Source organism: Kribbella solani (assembly GCF_014205295.1).
Lineage (GTDB): Bacteria > Actinomycetota > Actinomycetes > Propionibacteriales > Kribbellaceae > Kribbella > Kribbella solani.
The window spans coordinates 1,806,270-1,826,272 of the sequence record NZ_JACHNF010000001.1; the positions used below are offsets into that span (position 1 = coordinate 1,806,270).

The 20,003-nt window shown below is 68.6% G+C and carries 20 protein-coding genes; 5 read left to right on the forward strand and 15 right to left on the reverse strand.

Going from position 1 to position 20,003, the window contains the following annotated elements:
* Positions 1–72: 72 nt before the first annotated feature.
* Positions 73–1,263: a coiled-coil domain-containing protein gene (locus HDA44_RS07985; RefSeq protein WP_184832594.1), complete on the reverse strand. Its 1,191-nt coding sequence runs from the start codon at positions 1,261–1,263 to the stop codon at positions 73–75.
* A gap of 137 nt (positions 1,264–1,400) precedes the next feature.
* Between HDA44_RS07985 and HDA44_RS07990 the strand changes: the two genes are divergently transcribed.
* Positions 1,401–2,549, forward strand: coding sequence for a tyrosine-type recombinase/integrase (locus HDA44_RS07990; protein WP_184832596.1), 1,149 nt, complete (start codon positions 1,401–1,403; stop codon positions 2,547–2,549).
* A 341-nt stretch (positions 2,550–2,890) separates the two neighbouring features.
* On the opposite strand, the gene HDA44_RS07995 is transcribed toward HDA44_RS07990, so the two are convergent.
* On the reverse strand, positions 2,891–4,387 hold the full coding sequence (locus HDA44_RS07995) for an MFS transporter (RefSeq protein WP_184832597.1): 1,497 nt from the start codon (positions 4,385–4,387) through the stop codon (positions 2,891–2,893).
* A gap of 132 nt (positions 4,388–4,519) precedes the next feature.
* On the opposite strand from HDA44_RS07995, the gene HDA44_RS08000 reads away from it, so the two are divergent.
* Positions 4,520–5,251: a TetR/AcrR family transcriptional regulator gene (locus HDA44_RS08000; protein WP_184832598.1), complete on the forward strand. Its 732-nt coding sequence runs from the start codon at positions 4,520–4,522 to the stop codon at positions 5,249–5,251.
* A gap of 28 nt (positions 5,252–5,279) precedes the next feature.
* Here the strand turns inward: HDA44_RS08000 and HDA44_RS08005 are convergent, their stop codons facing one another.
* The 9 genes from HDA44_RS08005 to HDA44_RS08045 form a co-directional block, all read right to left on the reverse strand.
* Positions 5,280–6,332 carry a Gfo/Idh/MocA family protein gene (locus HDA44_RS08005; RefSeq protein WP_184832599.1) on the reverse strand — a complete coding sequence of 351 codons (1,053 nt, stop codon included), beginning with the start codon at positions 6,330–6,332 and terminating at the stop codon, positions 5,280–5,282.
* Position 6,333: 1 nt separating this feature from the next.
* Positions 6,334–7,179, reverse strand: coding sequence for a sugar phosphate isomerase/epimerase family protein (locus tag HDA44_RS08010; protein WP_184832600.1), 846 nt, complete (start codon positions 7,177–7,179; stop codon positions 6,334–6,336).
* Positions 7,176–8,333 carry an ROK family transcriptional regulator gene (locus HDA44_RS08015; RefSeq protein ID WP_184832601.1) on the reverse strand — a complete coding sequence of 386 codons (1,158 nt, stop codon included), beginning with the start codon at positions 8,331–8,333 and terminating at the stop codon, positions 7,176–7,178. The genes HDA44_RS08010 and HDA44_RS08015 overlap by 4 nt, the downstream gene beginning before the upstream one ends.
* Positions 8,334–8,420: 87 nt before the next feature.
* The gene (locus tag HDA44_RS08020) at positions 8,421–9,098 is read right to left on the reverse strand and encodes a membrane protein insertase YidC (protein WP_184832602.1); all 678 of its coding nucleotides are present in this window, start codon (positions 9,096–9,098) and stop codon (positions 8,421–8,423) included.
* A 63-nt stretch (positions 9,099–9,161) separates the two neighbouring features.
* Positions 9,162–9,428 (reverse strand): DUF6412 domain-containing protein, encoded by a 267-nt coding sequence (locus tag HDA44_RS08025; RefSeq protein WP_184832603.1) that lies wholly within the window; start codon positions 9,426–9,428, stop codon positions 9,162–9,164.
* A 3-nt stretch (positions 9,429–9,431) separates the two neighbouring features.
* Positions 9,432–10,742: an RNA polymerase sigma factor gene (locus HDA44_RS08030; protein WP_184832605.1), complete on the reverse strand. Its 1,311-nt coding sequence runs from the start codon at positions 10,740–10,742 to the stop codon at positions 9,432–9,434.
* 205 nt (positions 10,743–10,947) lie between these two features.
* Positions 10,948–11,568, reverse strand: coding sequence for an HhH-GPD-type base excision DNA repair protein (locus HDA44_RS08035; RefSeq protein ID WP_184832607.1), 621 nt, complete (start codon positions 11,566–11,568; stop codon positions 10,948–10,950).
* Between the two features lies 1 nt (position 11,569).
* Positions 11,570–11,983, reverse strand: coding sequence for a universal stress protein (locus HDA44_RS08040; protein ID WP_184832609.1), 414 nt, complete (start codon positions 11,981–11,983; stop codon positions 11,570–11,572).
* A gap of 304 nt (positions 11,984–12,287) precedes the next feature.
* Positions 12,288–13,766, reverse strand: a complete 1,479-nt coding sequence (locus HDA44_RS08045) for a glutamate-cysteine ligase family protein (protein WP_184832611.1) — start codon at positions 13,764–13,766, stop codon at positions 12,288–12,290.
* Positions 13,767–13,883: 117 nt separating this feature from the next.
* Here HDA44_RS08045 and HDA44_RS08050 point away from each other — a divergent pair, with 117 nt between their 5' ends.
* The 3 genes from HDA44_RS08050 to HDA44_RS08060 are packed head-to-tail and all read left to right on the forward strand — an operon-like array spanning position 13,884 to position 16,736.
* The gene (locus tag HDA44_RS08050) at positions 13,884–15,242 is read left to right on the forward strand and encodes a DNA polymerase IV (protein WP_184832613.1); all 1,359 of its coding nucleotides are present in this window, start codon (positions 13,884–13,886) and stop codon (positions 15,240–15,242) included.
* The gene (locus HDA44_RS08055; RefSeq protein WP_184832614.1) at positions 15,235–16,182 is read left to right on the forward strand and encodes a tetratricopeptide repeat protein; all 948 of its coding nucleotides are present in this window, start codon (positions 15,235–15,237) and stop codon (positions 16,180–16,182) included. The genes HDA44_RS08050 and HDA44_RS08055 overlap by 8 nt, the downstream gene beginning before the upstream one ends.
* A gap of 38 nt (positions 16,183–16,220) precedes the next feature.
* On the forward strand, positions 16,221–16,736 hold the full coding sequence (locus tag HDA44_RS08060; protein ID WP_184832615.1) for a hemerythrin domain-containing protein: 516 nt from the start codon (positions 16,221–16,223) through the stop codon (positions 16,734–16,736).
* On the opposite strand, the gene HDA44_RS08065 is transcribed toward HDA44_RS08060, so the two are convergent.
* Genes HDA44_RS08065 through HDA44_RS08080 form a run of 4 tightly spaced genes read right to left on the reverse strand, consistent with a single transcriptional unit; the run spans position 16,737 to position 19,996 of the window.
* Positions 16,737–17,129 (reverse strand): YccF domain-containing protein, encoded by a 393-nt coding sequence (locus HDA44_RS08065; protein WP_184832616.1) that lies wholly within the window; start codon positions 17,127–17,129, stop codon positions 16,737–16,739.
* Positions 17,126–17,977, reverse strand: coding sequence for an alpha/beta fold hydrolase (locus HDA44_RS08070; protein ID WP_184832617.1), 852 nt, complete (start codon positions 17,975–17,977; stop codon positions 17,126–17,128). Before HDA44_RS08070 ends, HDA44_RS08065 begins: the two co-directional genes overlap by 4 nt.
* Positions 17,949–19,085 (reverse strand): saccharopine dehydrogenase family protein, encoded by a 1,137-nt coding sequence (locus HDA44_RS08075; protein WP_184832618.1) that lies wholly within the window; start codon positions 19,083–19,085, stop codon positions 17,949–17,951. The genes HDA44_RS08070 and HDA44_RS08075 overlap by 29 nt, the downstream gene beginning before the upstream one ends.
* Positions 19,085–19,996 (reverse strand): SDR family oxidoreductase, encoded by a 912-nt coding sequence (locus tag HDA44_RS08080; RefSeq protein ID WP_184832619.1) that lies wholly within the window; start codon positions 19,994–19,996, stop codon positions 19,085–19,087. Before HDA44_RS08080 ends, HDA44_RS08075 begins: the two co-directional genes overlap by 1 nt.
* Positions 19,997–20,003: the final 7 nt, after the last annotated feature.

A 20,003-nucleotide genomic window follows, 5' to 3' on the forward strand; every position in this document is an offset into this window, starting at 1 on the left:
CTACCTCGGAGACGGTTGGTGGGTCGGGGACGGTTGGTGGGTCGGGGACGTCCGGCGCAGCGTCTTGTTCGGCTACCTCGGGGACGGTTGGTGGGTCGGGGACGTCCGGCGGAGGGTTTCGTTTGTTTGTTCGGCTGCCGCGAGGGCTGCGTTGAGGGCGGCGACTCGGTCGGCGGCGGCTTGTTTCAGGTCGTCGGTCTGGGCGAGGTGATCCTTGCGGGCCTGCTGCAGATCTTCCCGAGCCTCGCGCCGGATGTCGTCAACGTCGGCGCGGTGCTGCTCACGGGCCTGCAGTAGCTCAGCACGCACTTGGTCGAGCACGTCCTGCGCGGCAGTCGCCCGCAGCACCGCGGCCTGCTCGGCGGATTCCCGCTCAGCCTCAGCACTCGCCCGCGCCGCCTCAGCAGCCTCCACCGCCTGCCGCGCCCGCGCGACCTCACCATCAGCCGCCCGCTGCACCTCCCCGACCTGCTCAGCAGCCTCGCGCCGAACCTCCTCAACCTCAGCCCGCGCCTGCGCCAGCTCAGCCAACCCAGCATCCCGCACACCCGCGGTCTCGTCGCGAGCCCGCTCAACCTGAGCCCGCGCCTCCGCGAGCTCTGTCAGCGCGGCATCCCGCGCCTCCTCAGCCTCGCGTCGCGCGACCTGCGCGGCAGTCAGCAGTTCCTCGGTCTCGGCACGGACCTGATCCAGCTCGGCGTACGCGTCACGTGCCGCGGCCTCAGCCTCTTCTCGAGCCTCCCCCGCGGTCGCGGCCCGCTGATCGGCTTCCCGGCGGCGTTTCGCCACCTCAGCCTGCTGATGCTCGGCCGCCGCGATCTGAGCGCGCGCCTCGGCCCGCACTTGCTCAACCTCGGCCGCCGCCGCACCAGCGTCACCGATCGTCCCCAGCGTCGACACGATCCCGGACAGGAACTCCCCGAACTCACGCATCCGGACGTCAAGCTCATCAACCTTCGCCTCGAACGAGGCCCGGCCCATCGTCACCGTCCCCGGCGTCAGGCTCTGCCCCGCGCTACCCGGCTGAGCCGGAACGTCGCTCGTGACCGCCTTCTGCTTGTCCAGCCAGGCCCACGCGTTCCCAGGGGTGTGCCGAACCGGCTTCCCGTCCCCGTTCGGCCGGATCTGCCGGCAGTACAGCCGCGGTCGCCCCTTCCGTTGTGTCCCGGATCCAGCGGGATCCGGCGCCGCGTCCTCGGTGCACTGCACGCCGGGGAACTGACACTTCCCCTCCCGGATCTCCTCGCTCACAACACTCGTCACGCTCGGCAACTTATCACACTTATCTCCATATCATTTATCTCTTCTCTCCATTACTTTCGTTTCTGTAGATTTTATAGACGAATGAAACTGTGGTTGGAAGTAGCGCATAATCCCCGTTATGCGCTAACATCCGGATTGTGGACAATCTGCCGGCGCCGTTGGTGTTCCGACCGGACGAGACGGCCGTAGAACTACCCCCGCCGGATCCGACCACCGAAGCCGCGGTGCGACGGACACTGGGCAGCCGCCGACCGTTGAGAACGCCGCAAAGTGCGACCAGCATCGACCGGCTCGATCTGCTCGCTGCCGCGCTGACGCCGGAGCTCACCGCATTGGTCGTGCTGTGGCTGGGCGGCACACGACGCGGAAGCCGGGACACCCGGATCGCGTACGCCGACGACCTGCTGCTCTGGGCCGATTGGGCCCGCCGGGAGCTTGGCCGGGAGCGGTTCGGCCTGGACTTGCGTCGCGGCGACGTCACGATGTGGCTGACCGGGCAGCAGGACGCGGGCGCTGCTGACTCCTCGATCTCACGGCGGCTGTCGACACTGTCCAGCCTGTACAGGTACGCCGCGAGCTGGGGACTGCCGGTCGTCTCCCCCATTTCCGTGGACGACCACCGGCCGCGGATCGAGCGCGGCCGGCGCGCGACGTCGGCCAGGGTGCTGGTTGCCGACCAGGTGATGGCGATGCTCGCGGCCGCGAGTGACGTCCGCGACGCGCTCGTCGTCGGCTTGCTGTTCACTGACGCGCTCCGCGTATCCGGGATCTGCGCGGCCAACGACGACGACCGCCGCGACGAGGGCCGGCGTACCTGGCTCAAGGTCACCGTGAAGGGCGGGAAGACGAAGCTGGTCCCGCTCCAGACGACGGTGGCGGAGCTGCTCGACCAGTACCTCACGATGCGGCCGGCCTGGACCGGTCCGGGTCCGGCGCCGCTGATCGTCGACGCCGCCGGTCAGCGCATCGACCGCCACGACGTCACCCGGATGCTACGCAGACTGGCTCGTGCCGCAGGTATCCCCCGCCCCGAAAAGGTCACCCCACACTCCCTGCGCGCCTCCGCCGTCACCGACCAGAAACGCCGCGGCCTGGCCGCCGAAGACATCCAGGAACTCACCATCCACGCCGACGTCCGCACCGTGATGATCTACGTCGACGACGACGGCCGCAACGAACGAGTAGCCGCCATAACCGACGACCTAGGCCGAGTAATGACCGCCGTCCCCACTCACCTCCGCCACCCCACCCGACCCCAGCAGCGTCGCGATCACCGCCCTCGGTGAAGCCTGCCGCCCCCAACCAACCACCACCTGAACCCGCCACCTCATCAGAACACTTGCCACGTCACCTGAACCCCGCTCCCCAGCCCCACCCGCCACACACCCGCCCGCCCACCCCGCCCGGCACCCACCTCCCCGGCACCCGGCGAGTTCCATTTGAGGGGTTAACCACCCAAACGCACCCTTCACCTCCCGCACACGAGGTGTGAAGGGTGCATTTGAGGGGTTAACCCCTCAAATGGCGTGGTCGGTGAAGCTTGCGATGGTCGGTGTCAGGGGTTGTCGGGTGCTGGGGGCGGCGGTTGGTGGGACCAGGTGGTTGTGATGGGTGGGGGGTGGTCGTGCTAGGTGGTTGTGATGGGTTCGGGGTTGAGGTCCTCGGCGGGTGTTGAGGGCTTCTTGTCCTGTAGGAGGAGGTACGCGATCGCGGCTGAGGCGAGGACCGCGAGGGCGCTGACGAGAAAGGTGCCGGACATTGCGTGGGTGAAGGCGGTTTTGGCGTTTTCGAGGAGAGGAGTGTTGCCGGTGGAGGTGGCGACGCCGAGGGCCTGGCCGATTGACTTGCGAGCCTCGTTCGGGGCGTCGGCCGGCATCGCTGCCGTGAAGTTGTGGGCGAGCGCGCTGCCGAGGATCGCGATTCCCAGTGCGGCCCCGGCCTGCTGCACGGTGTCGTTCAGCGCCGACCCGACACCAGCGTGCTCATGCGGCACCGCGCTCATCAGCGCGGCAGTCGCCGCCGGTTGCGCCAGACCCGCACCAACACCGAAGACCCCCAGTGCCACGGTCACCATCCCAAAGCCGTCCGAAGCAGACAGCGTCGCCAAGATCCCGAACCCACCGGCCAGCACCACCAGGCCAACCACCGTCAACGGCCGGTTCCCGATCTTCTGACCGAGCGTCGCGCCCACCCCGTTCACGACAATCACCGCGACCGCCATCGGCGCCATCGCCAACCCGGCCTCGGTCGGCGAGAACCCCAGGACGAACTGCAGGTACTGCGTCAACGCCAGAATCAATCCGCCGTTGGCGATCTGCACCAGCACCAGCGACAAGCTCCCACCGCTGAAGTTCCGGTTGCGGAACAGGTCGAGCGGCACCATCGGCACCGGCGTCCGAAGCTCCCACCAGACGAACGCGGCCAGTCCACCCACGGCGACCACGAGCATCGGCCACGAGATCCCGCGCTCGGGCAGTTCGATGATCACCCACACCAGCGCGACCAGCCCGATCATCGACAGCACCGCACCGATCGGGTCCGGCTTCCGCGCCGGTGCCTTCGACTCGGGCATCAGGATCAGCGCCGCCGCGATCGCGAGTACGACCACCGGCACGTTGATCAGGAACACGGACCCCCACCAGAACCGGGCGATCAGCGCGCCGCCGAGGATCGGGCCGCCGATCAGTCCGACCATCAGCACCGAGCTCCAGATCGCCATCGCCTTCCGGCGTTCCTCGTCGTCGAAGACGGTGATCACGATCGACAGCGTGCTCGGCATCACGATCGCTCCCCCGATGCCCATCAGCACCCGGCCGGCGATCAGGGTTTCCGGGCTGCCGGCGTACGTCGCGACCAGCGAGGCCGCGCCGAAGATCGCCAGCCCGATGATCATCACCTTCTTGCGCCCGTACCGATCGGACAGGCTGCCCGCGGTCAGCAGCAGCCCGGCGAAGACCAGGATGTAGCTCGCGACGATCCACTGGATCTGCTGCGCGCTCGCACCGAGGTCCTCGGTCAGTACCGGGATCGCGACGTTCAGTACCCCGTTGTCCAGTACGAGCACCAGCGTGCTCAGGCAGAGCACGATCAGAATCAGCCACCTGCGTGGATGCCGGTCGGTCATCGCACACCCTCCTCAAGGATTGAACACCGTTCAGCGAACTTGAACAGTGTGCAATTGGATTTGAACATCGGTCAAGTCCTGCACGATGTTCAATAAATCGGCTAGGCTGACCCACGACGAGGAGGTACGACGATGGCGACCGACGAGTACACGTCCGTCTGGACCCGGCCGAAGCGTGGCCGGCGGCGCGAGCAGCCGGCGCTCACCCAGGAGCAGATCGTCACCGAGGCGATCCGGCTGCTGGACGCGGACGGCCTGGAGGCGCTGACGATGCGCAAGCTCGGCGCCGCCCTCGGCGCGGTCGCGACAGCCGTGTACTGGCATGTGGCGAACAAGGACGAGTTACTCGAGCTGGTCGTCGACCACGTGTCCGGAGAGGTGGAGGTCCCGGAAGTCACCGACCGTGCCGAGTGGCGGCCGGCCGCGGAAGCGGCGGCACGGAACGTCCGCGCGATGATCGTCCGGCACCCGTGGATGGCCCCGATGCTCGCCGAGGTCGGCATGAACTTCCTCGGCCCGAACCTGCTGCGCACCTCGGACGCGATGCTCGGCGTCTACCTGGCCGCCGGGTTCGAGCTGGCCGAGGCGGACCAGGCATCGAAGACCGTACTCGGCTACGTGATCGGAATCGCGTCCGTCGAGGCCGCGACGATCAGCAAACTGAAGCGCGGCGGCCTGGACATGGCCACCTGGCAGGCGGAGGTCTGGCCGGCCGCGGTCCGCGCCACCGAGCCGTACCCCCGGCTGCGCGCGTTGTACGCCGCCAACAGCGGCAGTGATCTCGAGGCCGGCGGCGAGGACACCTTCAGCTACGGCCTGAACAGCATCCTGGACGGACTGGAAGCCCGGTCGGCCGCGAAATGAAGGTCGACCGGGCCGCGTACCAGGTCGATCAGCGGGTGATCTTCACCTCGGAGCCGGACTTCGCCGACTCGTAGATCGCGGTCAGGATCCGGGCCATCTCCAGGCCCTGCTCCGCGGTCGCGTCGGCCGGGATCTCCCGGCGGACGATCTTCAGGAAGTGGTCGATCTGGTTCGCGAAGCCGACCTTGAAGTCGAAGCCGAGCGAGTCGATCTGCGGCTGGATGTGCAGCAGCGTGTCGTGCCGCTCGGTCACCATCAGCAGCTCCGGCTCGATCTCCGCGCCGCCCTTGTCACCGTGAATCCGGACGCTGATCTCGTTCCGCGCGTGCAGCGAGAACGAGGTGTCGACGTCCAGTACCGCGCCGTTCTCGAACCGGATCTGCGCGGTCGCGTAGTCCTCGACCGTGTTCGGCCGGGCCGCCGAGGCGGCCTTGTACCGGGTCAGGTTCTGGATGTTGTCGCGGGCGCCCAGCGGCGCGAACGTCGCACCGGACGCGGACACCGCCTTCGGCATGCCCATCAGGTACCAGCACAGGTCGATGATGTGGACGCCGAGGTCGATCAGCGGACCGCCGCCGGACAGTTCCACGTCGCCGAACCAGCCGCCGGGGTTCCCCGCCGTACGCAGCAGGGTGGCGCGGGCCGAGTAGATGTCACCGAACTCGCCGGCGTCCAGGAACCGCTTCGTCACCAGCGCGTTCGGCGCGTACCGCCGGACGTACCCGACCTGCAGCGCCTGCCCGGTCTCCTCGACCGCGCGGACCAGCGTCTCGGCCTCGCCGACGGTGATGGTCATCGGCTTCTCGACCAGTACGTCCTTGCCGGCCCGCAGCGCCGCCTCGGCGATCGGCGCGTGCACCGTGTTCGGTACGCAGACGCTGACCGCGTCGATCTCCGCGTCGGACAGGATCTCCTCGACGTTCCCGGTGGCCCGGGTGCCGTACTCGTCCGCGCGCGCCTTGGCCCGCTCCAGGTCGATGTCGCAGACCGCGACCAGCTCGGCGTTCGGGTTCTGCTGGTACGCGCTCAAGTGCTCGCCGGCGATCGAACCGAGGCCGATCACCGCAACTCGCGTGGTCATGTCAGGCAGCACCTTCCGTCAGGGCGACGATGTTGTTCAGTGAGCGCTCGATCGCGTACGGGGTCGCCTCCAGGCCCTCGAACTCGAGGCTCACCGGTACGTCCGGCTTGGCCGAGATCAGCTTGATCAGCCCGGGCAGGTCCACGTCGCCGTGGCCCGCGACCGTACCGAGCAGGTAGTCGCCGGCGAGCGTCTTCAGCCAGCCGTCACCGGCCGAGCGGCGGATGTGGAAGTCCTTGATCCCGATCGAGGCGGAGACGTCGATCAGGGTGGCCGCGGTCTTGCCCGGCACCTCACCGACGCAGAGGCCGTTGCCGAGGTCGAGGGTGACCCGGAAGTTCGGCCGGTCGACGGCGTGCACCAGGCGCGCCAGCCGCTCGCCGCCGTTCATGTAGAAGCCGTGGTTCTCGATCGTGGACACGATGCCGAGCCCGGCGGCGTGGTCCGCGACCGCGCGGCAGCCCTCGACCACCTTCGCGAAGGTGGTCTCGAACTCCCCCGGGTCCTGTTCGCGCCAGGCCCACGGCGCGACGTCGTGCCGGAAGATCCGCGCCCCGAACGCGTGCGCGACGTCCAGCTGGCGGCGCAGCCGGTCGATCTCGGCGCCGTCGGCGGTCCGCAGGTCACCGCTGACCAGGTAGTTCACGATCGGCACGCCGATCTCGTCCGAGTGCTTGGCCGCGGCGCTGACCACGTCGGGGTTCTGTACGTAGTACTCGCCGTCCATCGCGGCGACCTCGATGTGCCCGGCGGGCGACTTCGCGACCCAGTCCAGCACCCCGATCAGATCCATCTCGCCGTCCTGCATCAACTGCCGGAAGCAGTACGAGCTGACTCCTAGCTTCACTTGGTGGTCCTCTCCACATTCGTGATGCGGTGCCACGGACTGGGATAGTCGTGGACGCCGTAGATACCTGAGCTGTACCGGTCGAACGCCGTGCCGACCGCCCCGAGCACCACCGCTTCCCGGCCGAGGGCCGAGGCGACGAACGGCGGGTGTTCGGGGAAGACCAACTGTTTGCGCACCGCCGCCGCGAGTGGGCGGAGCAGTGCGTCGCTGTACTGCGTGGGGCCGCAGCGGACGACCACGACCTCGGGATCGACGACCAGCAGCACCGTGGTGACCCGCCCGGCGATCTGGTCGCAGAAGTCCTCGAGCTCGGCCTGGGCATCCGCGTCACCGGCGGCCGCCGCCTTCAGTACCGCGGCGCCCGTCGAGTGTGACGACCACACCAGCTGACCGCGCTGCGCGTTCCGGGTCCAGCGCATACCCCGCTGCCCGCCGAGCTCGCCGGCAAGCCGATGCCGTCCCTGCCGGATGACGCCGTTCAGCACGATCGACACCGACAGCCGGTGACCGATCTGGAGATAGACGACATCGGAGTACCCGCGCCCGGCGCCGCCGCGCTGCTCGGCCAGCGCCGCGAGTTTGATGTCGTTGTCCACCGCCACCGGGCGATCGAGCTCCGCCGACAGCACCTCCGCGACCGGGACACCGACCAGGTCCGGAAGCGCCAAACTGACCCGCAGACTTCCGTCCGCCTCGACCACTCCCGGCAGCCCGACGCCGACCGCGCGGATCAGTTTCGGGTCCAGCGAGCTCTCGTCCGCCGCCGCGTACAGAGTCCGCTGGAGGAGCGCGAGGTCGACCGCGCCTTCGGACGCCAGTTCCGTGTACCCAACCCGCTGACCGGACAGGTCGCAGATCACGGCGCGGGCCCCACGCGGACCGAGGTCGACGCCCGCGACCAGTCCGGACTCGCGCGCGAACCGGAACGCCTTCGCCGGCCGGCCCGGTCCGGCGATCGCCGGGCTCGTCGACTCGACCAGTCCGAGGTCCACCAGGTCGTCGAGCACCGCGTGCACGGTCGGCCGGGACAAGCCGGTGTCCGCGCTGAGCGCTCCGACCGTACGCGCCGTGTCCGCGTCGGCCAGCGAACGCAGGCAGGCGACCTGGTTCGCGGATCGCTCCGCCTGGGCGGCGCCTCGTACAGTGTCCATCGACCCCAACCCATTATGGAACCGGCTTTAATAAATAAACTAGCAGAACGGGCGGGGCGACGGCAACGACTATCCGGGCAGGAATGACTATCTGAGCAGGATGGTGCGTTCGGCCACAGTCCAGGTGGTCGTCGTCAGCAGGTACAGCCCGGCCGCGAGGGGCAGGAACGCCGCGCTCAGCAACGTCCCGAACGGCAACAGCCGCGCGATCCGGCGCGACATCGGCGTCGCGGTCTCGTCCAGCTGCCGAAGCTGCAACCGCGCCGAGAAGAACGCGACGACGGTCAGCAGCGCGGCGAGGACGAGGAACGCCGGCGTACCGGTCACAACCGGCCAGTGCACGCCGAGCGGAGCACCGAGCAGACTGCCGCTGATCAAGCGGTTCGCCTCCCCCGCGACCGTCGGATGCGAGAACAGCGTGTACATCAGCCAGAAGAACGGCAGCTGCGCGAACATCGGCAGGAACCCGGCGAACAACGACGTACCGGACTCGGACTGCAGTTTGGCGACCTCACGTTGCAACCGCTCCGGGTTGTCCCGGTGACGCTCGGTCAACTGTTTCAGCTGTGGCATCAACGCCGCGCGGGCTTTCATGCCGCGTTGCGCACGGACCGAAAGCGGTACGAGGCACAGCCGTACGACGACCGTGCACAACACGATCGCGATCACCGCGGCGTACGCGCCGGTGAGCGGTTGAAGGGCCGAGACGAGTGAGTTGAGGACGTGATAGGCACCGGCGACCGGTGCCTCCAGGAAGGAAGGCACAGCAGAACTCCACGAGTGAGAAGGAACGGGTCAGCGGGCGCGCTGCCTGGGCAGCGCGCGGCATTACCGTCCCGGTGCTCGTGGACGCGGACGACCGGCCGCGTCGGGATCCCGGAGTCGCAGGAACCGGGTCTGCTCGTCACGGTCGCGGACGGAGGCAGCCCGGGCGAGCAGTGGCGTGGCGCAGGCACCGGACAGGCGCGCGGACGACCGCGCGACCACTGCCAGCGCCAACAGCAAGGCCGCTGCCGTGAGCACGGCAGCGGCCAAGGAGGCTGTTTCGAAGACAGGGATCACCAGCGCGAGCGCACCGGCGATCCACTGTGACATCGGTCAGTCCAGGTAGTCCCGGAGGACCTGCGAGCGCGACGGGTGCCGCAGCTTCGACATGGTCTTGGACTCGATCTGGCGGATCCGCTCGCGGGTCACGCCGTACACCTTGCCGATCTCGTCGAGCGTCTTCGGCTGGCCGTCGGTGAGACCGAACCGCATCGAGACGACGCCGGCCTCGCGCTCGGACAGCGTGTCCAGCACCGCGTGCAGCTGCTCCTGGAGCAGCGTGAACGAGACCGCCTCGGCCGGCACGATCGCCTCGGAGTCCTCGATCAGGTCACCGAACTCGGAGTCGCCGTCCTCACCGAGCGGCGTGTGCAGTGAGATCGGCTCGCGACCGTACTTCTGCACCTCGATGACCTTCTCCGGGGTCATGTCGAGCTCCTTGGCGAGCTCCTCCGGAGTCGGCTCCCGGCCGAGGTCCTGCAGCATCTGCCGCTGGACGCGGGCCAGCTTGTTGATGACCTCGACCATGTGCACCGGGATCCGGATGGTCCGGGCCTGGTCGGCCATCGCGCGGGTGATCGCCTGCCGGATCCACCAGGTCGCGTACGTGGAGAACTTGTAGCCCTTGGTGTAGTCGAACTTCTCCACCGCGCGGATCAGACCGAGGTTGCCCTCCTGGATCAGGTCCAGGAACAGCATGCCGCGACCGGTGTAGCGCTTGGCCAGCGACACCACCAGCCGCAGGTTGGCCTCGAGCAGGTGGTTCTTGGCGCGCCGGCCGTCCTCGGAGATCCACTCGTACTCGTCGCGGACCTTCTCCTTGAGCTTGGCCGCCTCGTCGGCGATCTGCTCCTCGGCGAACAGGCCGGCCTCGATCCGCTTCGCGAGCTCGACCTCCTGCTCGGCGTTCAGCAGCGGGACCTTGCCGATCTGCTTCAGGTAGTCCTTGACCGGGTCGGCGGTGGCACCGGCGACCATCACCTGCTGCTCGGGCTCGTCGGTCTCGTCGGCCTCGGAGACGATGAAGCCCTGGTCCTCGGTGAGCTCCTTCTCCAGCGGCTTGACCGCATCGGGGCTGAAGTCCGCCTCGTCCACGTCGTCCAGCGCGCGCGGCTTTCCGGTCTTCGGGTCGATCGAAAGACCCGCCTCGGACACTGCCTTCTTCGCCGTAGCCTTCTTGGCAGCGGCCTTCTTCGCGGGGATACCGTCCTCCTTGGTGCCGGCGGGCTTCACTGCCGCCTTCTTCGCCGCCGCCTTGCTGGCAGCGGCATCGGTGACTCGGGCGCTGGTCCTCGGAGCCGTGCTGCGGGCGGCCACGGCCCGGGCCGGCTCGGCGGGAAGATTCTCGGACGAGCTGGACGACACGAATTACCTCTCGTCTGACGCAGGGTTTGTACGGCGGTACGACGTTGTGATGCTGAGTCTTTGGGTACTGCGGTGTGTGGCTGCTCGCTGGTCAGGCGGCGGCAACAGTCCATTGTAATCCGCGAACCAAGCTCAGGCGTCGCACGACCCCCCGCCGGGCCCGTTTCCGGAGCCCACCGCGAGGGGTCGCCGACCGCATCGCTACTCAACCGTTACGTGTCTTCCGCAGTGGCCGCGCCACCACCCGTTGCCGGACCAGCTGCTGCTCCTGCTTGAACTGCCGGACCTTCACCAGCGACGCCACGTCGATCACGTCGGCGACGGACTTGAACGCGCCGTCCTCGCCGTACGGTTCGGAGGCCTCGCGCCAGCCGCGCGGGCGGACCTTGAGCTGTTTGCCGAGCAGCGCGACGAAGATCTTCGCCTTCTGCGCGCCGAAGCCGGGCAGCGCCGACAGCCGGGCCAGCAGGTCGTCGCCGGACTTCACGTCCGACCACAGCCCGGAGGCGTTACCGGAGTACTGCTCGTCCAGATGCTTGGCCAGGGTCTGGATCCGGGCCGCCATCGCGGTCGGGAACCGGTGCACGGCGGGCGGGCCGGCCACCACCTCGACGAAGGCGTCGGGGTCGTACTGCGCGACGGTGGACGGGTCGAACGGGCCGATCATCCGCTGGGCGATCGCGACCGGGCCGGCGAAGGCCCGTTCCATCGGGATCTGCTGGTCGAGCAACATCCCCACCAGCAGGGCGAACGGATCTCTGCTCAGCATCTCGTCGGCGTCAGGCTGCTGCGCCAGGCACAGCTTCCGGCTACGTGTCGAAGTCACCTCAGTCCTCCCCTTCGTCGGCCTTCACGGCCAGCACCGGACACGGCGCGTCGAGCAGCACCCGCTGCGCGTTGCTGCCGAGGATGAGCTTGCCGACCGGTGACCGGCGCCGTAGCCCGATCACGATGAACTCCGCCTGCACCTGCTCGGCGACGGCCACCAGGTCCTCCGCCGGATCGAGTCCACGGACCAGCTGCCGCACCTCGTACGGCACGCCGGTCGAGTCGAGCTGCTCCCGTACTTCCGTCAGCGCGGCGTCGTTCGCTGCCGCCTCGTCACTGTCGTAACCACGTCCGCCGCGGTGTGAGTTCACCACCACCAGCTTGGCGTCGCGCAGCGCCGCTTCCTCGGCCGCACGCCGAAGGGCCGCACGGCCTTCCGCCTTCGGCACATAACCCACGACGATGGTCGTCATCGCCCTGCCTCACCTCCGGGTGTGTGTCGACCCGTCTCGAACGATACTGCTCCCGACCTCGGTCGGCATCCGCTGCATTTGCACCTGTTGTGTCGCACCGGTGACGGAGGGCAGTGCCCGTGTACTACCCTGCACGGGCCCGTCTAATCTTCCGGTGCGCACACCTTTGCAGGGCTGTCACCGAATGCGCCACCCCTGTAGTCCGGGTCGTTATCGAACTCGTTACCCAACCGACCGGCCGCGGGCAGCACGGAATCCCGGGCGCCGTTGCCCAGGGCAAGTTGGGCACTCCGGACTAACCGGTTCAGTCGATCGGCCATTCGTGCACGGGAGTGTTCGCGTGCATGTGATCGCGATAGCGGCGGAGCATTCCGCGCAACGCGTCCCGGCGACCGTGCGACCCCTTTGTATACAGCACATGGAACTGTTCGGCCTGCCACGACGCGCCGTTGCGCCCAGTCAGGCAACGCTGCTCGATGATGCCCAGCAAACGGTCACGCACCGCGACGTCGACGCCCCACGCGTCCAGACCGCGAACCGCCAACGGCAGCAGGCGTCTGAGCACCAGCTCGGTCGCCCGGGCGGTACCGACGCCGGGCCAGAACACCTCGGCCTCGACGCCGTTCCGGGCCGCGGCGTGGAAGTTCTCCTCGGCGGCACTGAACGACATCTGCGACCAGATCGGGCGTTCGTCGTCGGCAAGGGCCCGGACCAGTCCGAAATAGAAAGCACCGTTGGCAATGGTGTCGACGACCGTCGGTCCGGCCGGCAGCACGCGATTCTCCACCCGCAGGTGCGGTTTCTCCCGGACAACGTCGTACACCGGGCGGTTCCAGCGATAGATCGTCCCGTTGTGCAGCCGCAACTCCGAAAGCGCGGGGGTGTCACCACGGTCCAGTACGGCGATCGGATCCTCGTCGGAGGTGACCGGCAGCAGCGCCGGGTAGTACCGCGAGTTCTCCTCGAAGAGATCGAAGATCGACGTGATCCAGCGTTCGCCGAACCAGACCCGGGGGCGTACGCCCTGCGTCTTCAGCTCGTGCGTACGAGTGTCCGCGGCCTGTTCGAACAAGGCGATCCGGGTTTCGCGGAGCAGCTCCTTGCCGAACAGGAACGGCGAGTTGGCGCCGACCGCGAGTTGTACGCCGGAGATCGCCTGCGCCGCGTTCCAGTACCGCGGAAAGGCTTCCGGGGTGACCTGGAGATGGAACTGCGTCGACGTGCAGGCAGCTTCGGGGACGATGCTGTCCGCGGTCGCCCGCAACCGTTCGATGCCGTCGATGGAGATCTCCACGTCCTCGCCGCGGGCGGCGAAGATCTGGTCGTTCAGCAACGCGTACCGCGGGTTGGTGCTGAGCGCGTCGCGGCGGATGTGCTCGGTCAGCAGCGTCGGCAGGATGCCGACCACCACCATCGACGAACCGGTCCGGGCCGCTTTCTCCTCGGCCGCGTTCAGGCTGTCCCGGATGTTCGACTCCATCGTGTCCAGGCCGAGCCCGTCGATCTGCCCCGGTGGCACGTTGATCTCGATGTTGAACTGGCCGAGCTCGGTCTGGAACGCGTCGTCCTCGATCGCGCTCAGGACCTCGGCGTTCTTGAACGCCGGGTCACAGCGCTCGTCGACCAGGTTCAGCTCGATCTCGATCCCGGTCATCGGCCGCTCGGGCGCGAACCGGGCCTCGCGCAGCATCCGCGCGAAGGCGTCCAGGTTGCGGTGCACCTGTTCGCGGAACGCGGTCCGGTCCGCCCGGGTGAACTCGACCCGGTCGACTTCCTCACCCATCAGCGCCCTCCCTGCTGGCTCCTTTGCTCAGTGTGCCTGAAGGTGCCCGCTCCCGGGCGGCTCAAGCGCGTGGCTTTGCCGTCAGCAACTGTCGGCGCGGCCTGCGAGACTGATCAGGTGCGTGGGGAGCCTTCGGTGCTGCATGTCGATCTGGACGCGTTCTTCGCGGCCGTCGAGCAGCGGGACAAGCCGTCACTGCGGGGCAAGCCCGTGGTCGTCGGCGGCGTCGGCGTCCGCGGCGTCGTCTCCACCGCGTCGTACGAAGCACGCAAGTACGGGGTCCGGTCCGCGATGTCGACGGCCGAAGCGCGATCCCGCTGCCCACACGCCGCGTACCTGGGTCCACGCTTCGAGGTGTACCGGCAGAGCAGCCGCGCGGTGATGGCGGAGATGCGGGCGCTGTCGCCGCTGGTCGAGCCGTTGTCGCTCGACGAGGCGTTCATCGATCTGGCCGCGAGTGGGCTGACCGGGCTGACGGTCGAGGACGTGACAGCGATCGCGAACGACCTGAAGGCGGCGATCCGGAAGGTGTCCGGCGGTCTGACCGCGTCGGTCGGTGCCGGTACGTCGAAGCTGATCGCCAAGATCGCCAGCGATCTGGACAAGCCCGACGGCGTCGTCGTCGTACCGGCCGGCACCGAGGCGGAGTTCCTCGCGCCGATGCAGGTGACGGTCATTCCCGGTGTCGGCCCGGCCACCACGCAACGGCTCAACCTGGCCGGCGTTCGTACGGTCGCGGATTTGCAGCAACTGGACGAGGACGAGCTGATTCGCCAGCTCGGATCGGCGCACGGCAGCAGCCTGTACCGGCTGGCCGTCGCGGCCGACGAACGTCCGGTGGTGAGTGATCGGGAGACCAAGTCGGTCAGCGTCGAGGACACGTTCGAGACCGACCTGATCGATCGCGCGGTGCTGACCGTGATCAGCGACCGGATGGCGCATCGGGTCGGCGAGCGGTTGCGGAAGGCGCAGCTCTCCGGCCGGACTGTGACGGTCAAGACCCGGATGCACGACTTCACCACCCACACCCGGTCGTCGACGCTGGCCGGACCGACCGACGACCCCCGGGTGATCGCGCGGGTCGCGCGCCGGCTGCTGGAGGAGAGCGACCTCGGCGGCGGCATCCGGTTGCTCGGAGTAGGCGTTTCGTCACTGGCCGACTGGATTCAGGACGACCTGTTCACCGAGGAGGAGTTCGCGTCGGCCGCACCGGTCGACGTGGTCGAGCTGCCGTCACGGCCACGGGACCAGCGCGGCTACCACCCAGGGCAGGACGTCGAGCACGCGGAGCACGGCCGGGGCTGGGTGTGGGGCTCGGGCCGCGGCCGGGTGACGGTCCGGTTCGAGACCGCCGAGACTCCCCCGGGCCCGGTCCGGACGTTCTCGGTGGACGATCCGGCGCTGACAAAAGTCGTCCATGCCGGTGCGGATGCTGACGGAGAACCCGTAACTGACCACAATGGGCCAAGTGAATGAGGAACGGCGGGGGGTCTACCCGTTCTGCGCGTCGTGTACGGCGTGCTCGGTGGCCTGGCGGGTGACCGACACGTCCGGCCCGGGCAGCGGCCACTTCTACGGGCACCGCGACACCTGCCAGGACTGCGGTTCCTCGATCCGGACGCCGTACCACACCGTGTTGTGGGTGCCGGTGTCGAAGCTCGGCGAGTTCCGGGTCATTTCGACCGGTGGTCGCAACTACATCGGCCGGAAGCTGATCGCTCAGCCGGTGCATTCCGTCGTACGCGGTGAGCCGGTGTCCGCGATCGCGGAGCATCCGGAGCTCGAGGTGGCGTCGGAGTACCGCACGGCCGAGGCGTACTGGGAGGACAGCGAGCCTGGCCAGGCGTTGCCGTTCTACCAGGAGGCGCTGGTCGAGCGGGAGAAGGTGCTCCGCGCCGATGACCCGGCCACGCTGCGGGTGCGGTTGCGGGTGGCACAAGGCTTGCTCGCCACGGCGAACTACGGCCGGGCGATCGCGTGGTTCGAGCTACTGACGCCGCAGTTGGTCGACGTGTTCGGTCCGCATCACGACCTGACCCACGCCGCGACCGAGGCGGTCACCGGCGCGCGGTTGATGGTCGGCGGCCCGCGGGCGGAGGCGCGGTTGCTCGCGGACGTCGTCGCGGCCGACGAGCAGGACGTCGGTCCGGGCGATCCTCAGTTGCTGCGCGATCGGGCCGCGCTGGGTCAGGCGTTGCTTGCCTGCGGCGAGATCTCGGACGCGCTCTACGCGCTCAGCCGCGTGGTCCGCGACGCACGTCCCGGGCATCCGGACACCGCGGTGTACCGGGCCGCGCTGCTGGACGCGTGCGAGGTGGCCGAGGCTCGCGGAAAGCGGCGCGAGGTGCTGCTCGCCGAGACGGCCCGCCAGGTGCTCAGCGATGAAAGCACCCCGACCGGCATGGGCACGGACTAGCCGGGTACCGGAGGCTCCCCGAGAGAGGAGCTGACGGCATGCCGAAGATTCTTCCGGCGACAGGTGGTGACGTGGTCGAGGTGATCCTGGCCGATCACCGGTGGTTCGAGGAGGCGCTGCGGGAGCTGCGCGACGTACGCGGCGACCGTGCGGCCGTCCTCGCCGACCTGGCCACGGTGCTGATCGCGCACGCGGAGGCAGAAGAGTCGAAGGTGTACCCGACGCTGCGCCGCAAGGACGCCATCGACGCGGACGAGGTCGAGCACTCCGAGCATGAACATGCCGAGGGCAACGAAGCGCTGCTGGACCTGATGGAGGTGGCGGACACCGGCAGCGAGGAGTTCAGCAGCAAGCTGCACGAGTTGTCGGAAGCGCTCACCCATCACCTCGACGAGGAGGAGCGCGACGTTCTCAACCCGGCGCGTCCGGACGTCACACAGGACGTCCGCGACAAACTCGGCGGAACCTTCGCGGCCGAACGAGCCCGCCTGATCGACGCCGGCTGCGGCAGCATCGAGAACGTCCGCAAGGTCGTCGCGAGCGAACAGTCCTGATCAGCGCACGGCGAACGGCTGGTTGGTCGGCACGATCTCCTTGCCCAGTGGGAGCAGCGAGACCGGGATCAGCTTGAAGTTCGCGACGCCGAGCGGGATGCCGATGATGGTCAGGCAGAGCGCGATGCCGGTGGTCAGGTGGCCGAGCGCCAGCCACCAGCCGGCGAAGATGATCCAGATCAGGTTGCCGAGCAACGCGCCCGCGCCGGCGTCGCGCCGGTCGACCACGGTCCGGCCGAACGGCCACAGCGTGTACCCGGCGATCCGGAACGACGCGACCCCGAACGGGATGGTGATGATCAGCACGCAGCAGATGATTCCGGCGACGGCGTACCCGACCGCGAGCCAGAACCCGGCGAGCACCAGCCAGATCAGGTTGAGGAGCGTCTTCATGTCCCCCAGCCTGCCACCTCACGGGTGTGTTCCCGCACCAGCTCGGCGACAAGTCCGGGATTGTTCCGGGGTATCCAGTGGCCGCCCCTGATCACCTTGACCATCACGTTCGGGGCCCAGCGCGTCACCTCGGTCTGCAGCGGCGTGGTGACGAACGGATCGTCCTCGGGCGACACAGCCAGCACCGGTACGTCCGTACGCCGCTTTGCCGGACGGATCAGCCGGGGCACCACGTTCGCGCGGTACAGCTTCATGCCGTTCACGTAGTCGCCGATCGAGCGGCCGTCGGCGTCCTGTTTCTCCAGCCGGTCGAACACCCGGTACGCCCAGCCCTTCCGCCACGCCAGCTCCGGGAACCAGGGCAGGTGGAAGTAGAAGATGTACCAGGAGTGCAGCAACTGCCGCAGCGCCGCCTGGTTGCGCCGCCGGAGGAAGTACCCGGCATGGTCGAGCGACGGCCCGGAGATGGACGTGAAGGACGCGATCCGATCGGTCAGCGCCGGATCGGTGACGAAGTGCCAGGCCTGGATCGATCCCCAGTCGTGCGCCAGCACGTGTACCGGCCGTTCGGCCGCGACCTGGTCGATGACCGCGCGGAAGTCTTCCTGCAAACGATCCAGCGCGTACGCGGCCGTGCTGCCCGGTTGATCGGACTCCCCGGCGCCGCGAACGTCGTACGCGACCACGTGGAAGTCGTCGGCGAGCACCTCGGCGACAGGTCCCCACATCGCCGCGTTGTCCGGATAGCCGTGGATGCAGATCAGTACGGGCGCCTCAGCGTTGCCGTAGTCGTAGACGGCGATCCGGGTGCCGTCCCGGCTAGTAGTAGTCGACGTCGAGGGTGGCAAAGGTCATCCCCGCTTTCACCAGCCGCTCGCGCAGAGCGGGTCCCATCGCGGCGGCTGTCGTGGTCTGGCCCGCTGTCTGTGGCAGATCGTCCAGCGCCAGACAAAGCGCGCTCTCGCCGAGCATCTTCGCGGTCTCGTCGTACCCGGGGTCGCGGCCGGCCACCTCGGTGATCACCTGCTTGCCGCCGCCACGCCCGACGAAACGAACGTTGAACCACGACCGCGCCCGCTGCTCCGCACTCGGACCATCGCCCGGCTGCAGACGGTTCAGCAAAGCCTTTCGTACCGGCGGGACCTGCGCGCCGGCGACCAGCAGACCCATCCCGCCCACACCGGCGGCGACGGAGGGCAGCCGCCTCATCGCGGCGTAGTGGCCGTAGCGGAAGTCCGGTCCGTACCGGTCGAGCAGCCGCGCGGAATACGCGACGATCTGCGGATCAATGGTCGGCAGCGGCACTGCCCAGAACCCTTGCTGGCGGTGGATGCGGCCCGCGACCGCGCGCGCCTTCCGGCCGTCCGGGCGCGGTTCGGCCGTACGGCGGGCCCGATGCGCTTCGAGGTTCTGCTTCGGCCGGGAAAACGCGGTGATGGCGGTGTGGAACGTCCCGCCGGACGGGCGTCCACCGGCCCGCAACAGCCCGTCGACCTGGATCGGTACGTTCTGCGGCAACTGCTCGACGGTGTACTGCACGCCGAGGTCGTACGGGATCGAGTCGAAGCCACACGCGTGGATGATCCGCGCGCCGGTCCGGGTCGCGCGCTCGTGGTAGCGCACGTACATCCGGTCGAGGAATTCCGGTTCGCCGGTCAGATCGAGATAGTCCGTACCGGCTTCGGCGCAGGCAGCGACGAGCGGTTCGCCGTACTGGACGTACGGGCCGACCGTGGTGGCGACGACCTTCGCGGACTCGGCCAGCTCCCGGAGCGATGCCGGGTCGGTCACGTCGGCAACGAGCACGTCCTTGCCGAACCGTTCCAGCTTCTGTTTGTTGCGCCCGGCAACGGCCCGGCGCAGCCCGGCCGGCGCGTTCTTCGCCAGGTACTCCGCGGTCAACGCGCCGGTGAAGCCGCTCGCGCCGAGCAGCACGACGTCGTACCCACGACTCATCAGCGACCTGCTTTCGCACTGTCTGTCTTGGCGCTGCCAGTCTTCGCGCTGTCGGCCTGGCCGCCGGCGCCGGTCGGGCGGGACGACGCCTCGGCGCCGCGGGCCTCGATGTCGGCGAGCGCGGCCGCGTCCGCCTTCGGCACGCTGAACCGCGACCCCAGCTCGATCACATGCGGGATGACCCAGCGGAACACCTTCAGCGCGCCGATCCAGCCCGGTACGTGCACGGTCCGGGACCGCTTGGTGATCCCGTCGACGAACTTGTCCACCGCGAACTCCAGCGGGTACGTCTTGCTCGCCAGCGGGATCCCGGTCCGGACCCGGCCGAACACCGGGTGCTCGTCGGCGCCACGCACCATGTCGGTGTCGACAAACGTCATGTGCGCGACGCCCACCCGTACGCCGAGGTGTTTCAGCTCGGGCCGCAGCGTGTCCCCCATCGCCTCGACACCGGCCTTCGCCACGTTGTACGACGCCAGGCCGGGGATGTGCACGATCGCGGCCAAAGAGGACACAAGTAGAAGGTAGCCCTTGCTCTCCAGCAAGTACGGCAGCGTGGTGTGGACGGTACGCCAGACGCCGAGCAGGTCGACCTCGATCACCCGCTCCCAGGCGTTCGGGTCCATGCTCCGGCTGAAACCCGGCGCGGCGATGCCGGCGTTGGCCATCACGACGTCGATCCGGCCGTACCGCGCGACGATCGCCTCGACCGCGGCCCGCAGCGACTCGGTGTCGGTCACGTCGGCCTCCCACCAGCCGGCCCCCGGGCCACAGTCCGCCGCGACCTGCTTCAGCTCGTCCGGCTCCAGGCCGACCAGCGCGAGCGTGGCACCCCGGCCCGCCAGCTTCCGGGCCACCGCGGCACCGATCCCGCGCGACGCACCGGTGATGACGACGACTTGACCACGCATCCGGACC

Coding starts and splice junctions, on each gene's coding strand:
- HDA44_RS08045 (WP_184832611.1), bottom strand. CDS start 13,766: ATGGGTGAGGAAGTCGACCGGGTCGAGTTCACCCGGGCGGACCGGACC.
- HDA44_RS08000 (WP_184832598.1), top strand. CDS start 4,520: ATGGCGACCGACGAGTACACGTCCGTCTGGACCCGGCCGAAGCGTGGC.
- HDA44_RS08025 (WP_184832603.1), bottom strand. CDS start 9,428: ATGTCACAGTGGATCGCCGGTGCGCTCGCGCTGGTGATCCCTGTCTTC.
- HDA44_RS08040 (WP_184832609.1), bottom strand. CDS start 11,983: ATGACGACCATCGTCGTGGGTTATGTGCCGAAGGCGGAAGGCCGTGCG.
- HDA44_RS08075 (WP_184832618.1), bottom strand. CDS start 19,085: ATGAGTCGTGGGTACGACGTCGTGCTGCTCGGCGCGAGCGGCTTCACC.
- HDA44_RS08065 (WP_184832616.1), bottom strand. CDS start 17,129: ATGAAGACGCTCCTCAACCTGATCTGGCTGGTGCTCGCCGGGTTCTGG.
- HDA44_RS08015 (WP_184832601.1), bottom strand. CDS start 8,333: ATGGACACTGTACGAGGCGCCGCCCAGGCGGAGCGATCCGCGAACCAG.
- HDA44_RS07995 (WP_184832597.1), bottom strand. CDS start 4,387: ATGACCGACCGGCATCCACGCAGGTGGCTGATTCTGATCGTGCTCTGC.
- HDA44_RS08005 (WP_184832599.1), bottom strand. CDS start 6,332: ATGACCACGCGAGTTGCGGTGATCGGCCTCGGTTCGATCGCCGGCGAG.
- HDA44_RS08060 (WP_184832615.1), top strand. CDS start 16,221: ATGCCGAAGATTCTTCCGGCGACAGGTGGTGACGTGGTCGAGGTGATC.
- HDA44_RS08080 (WP_184832619.1), bottom strand. CDS start 19,996: ATGCGTGGTCAAGTCGTCGTCATCACCGGTGCGTCGCGCGGGATCGGT.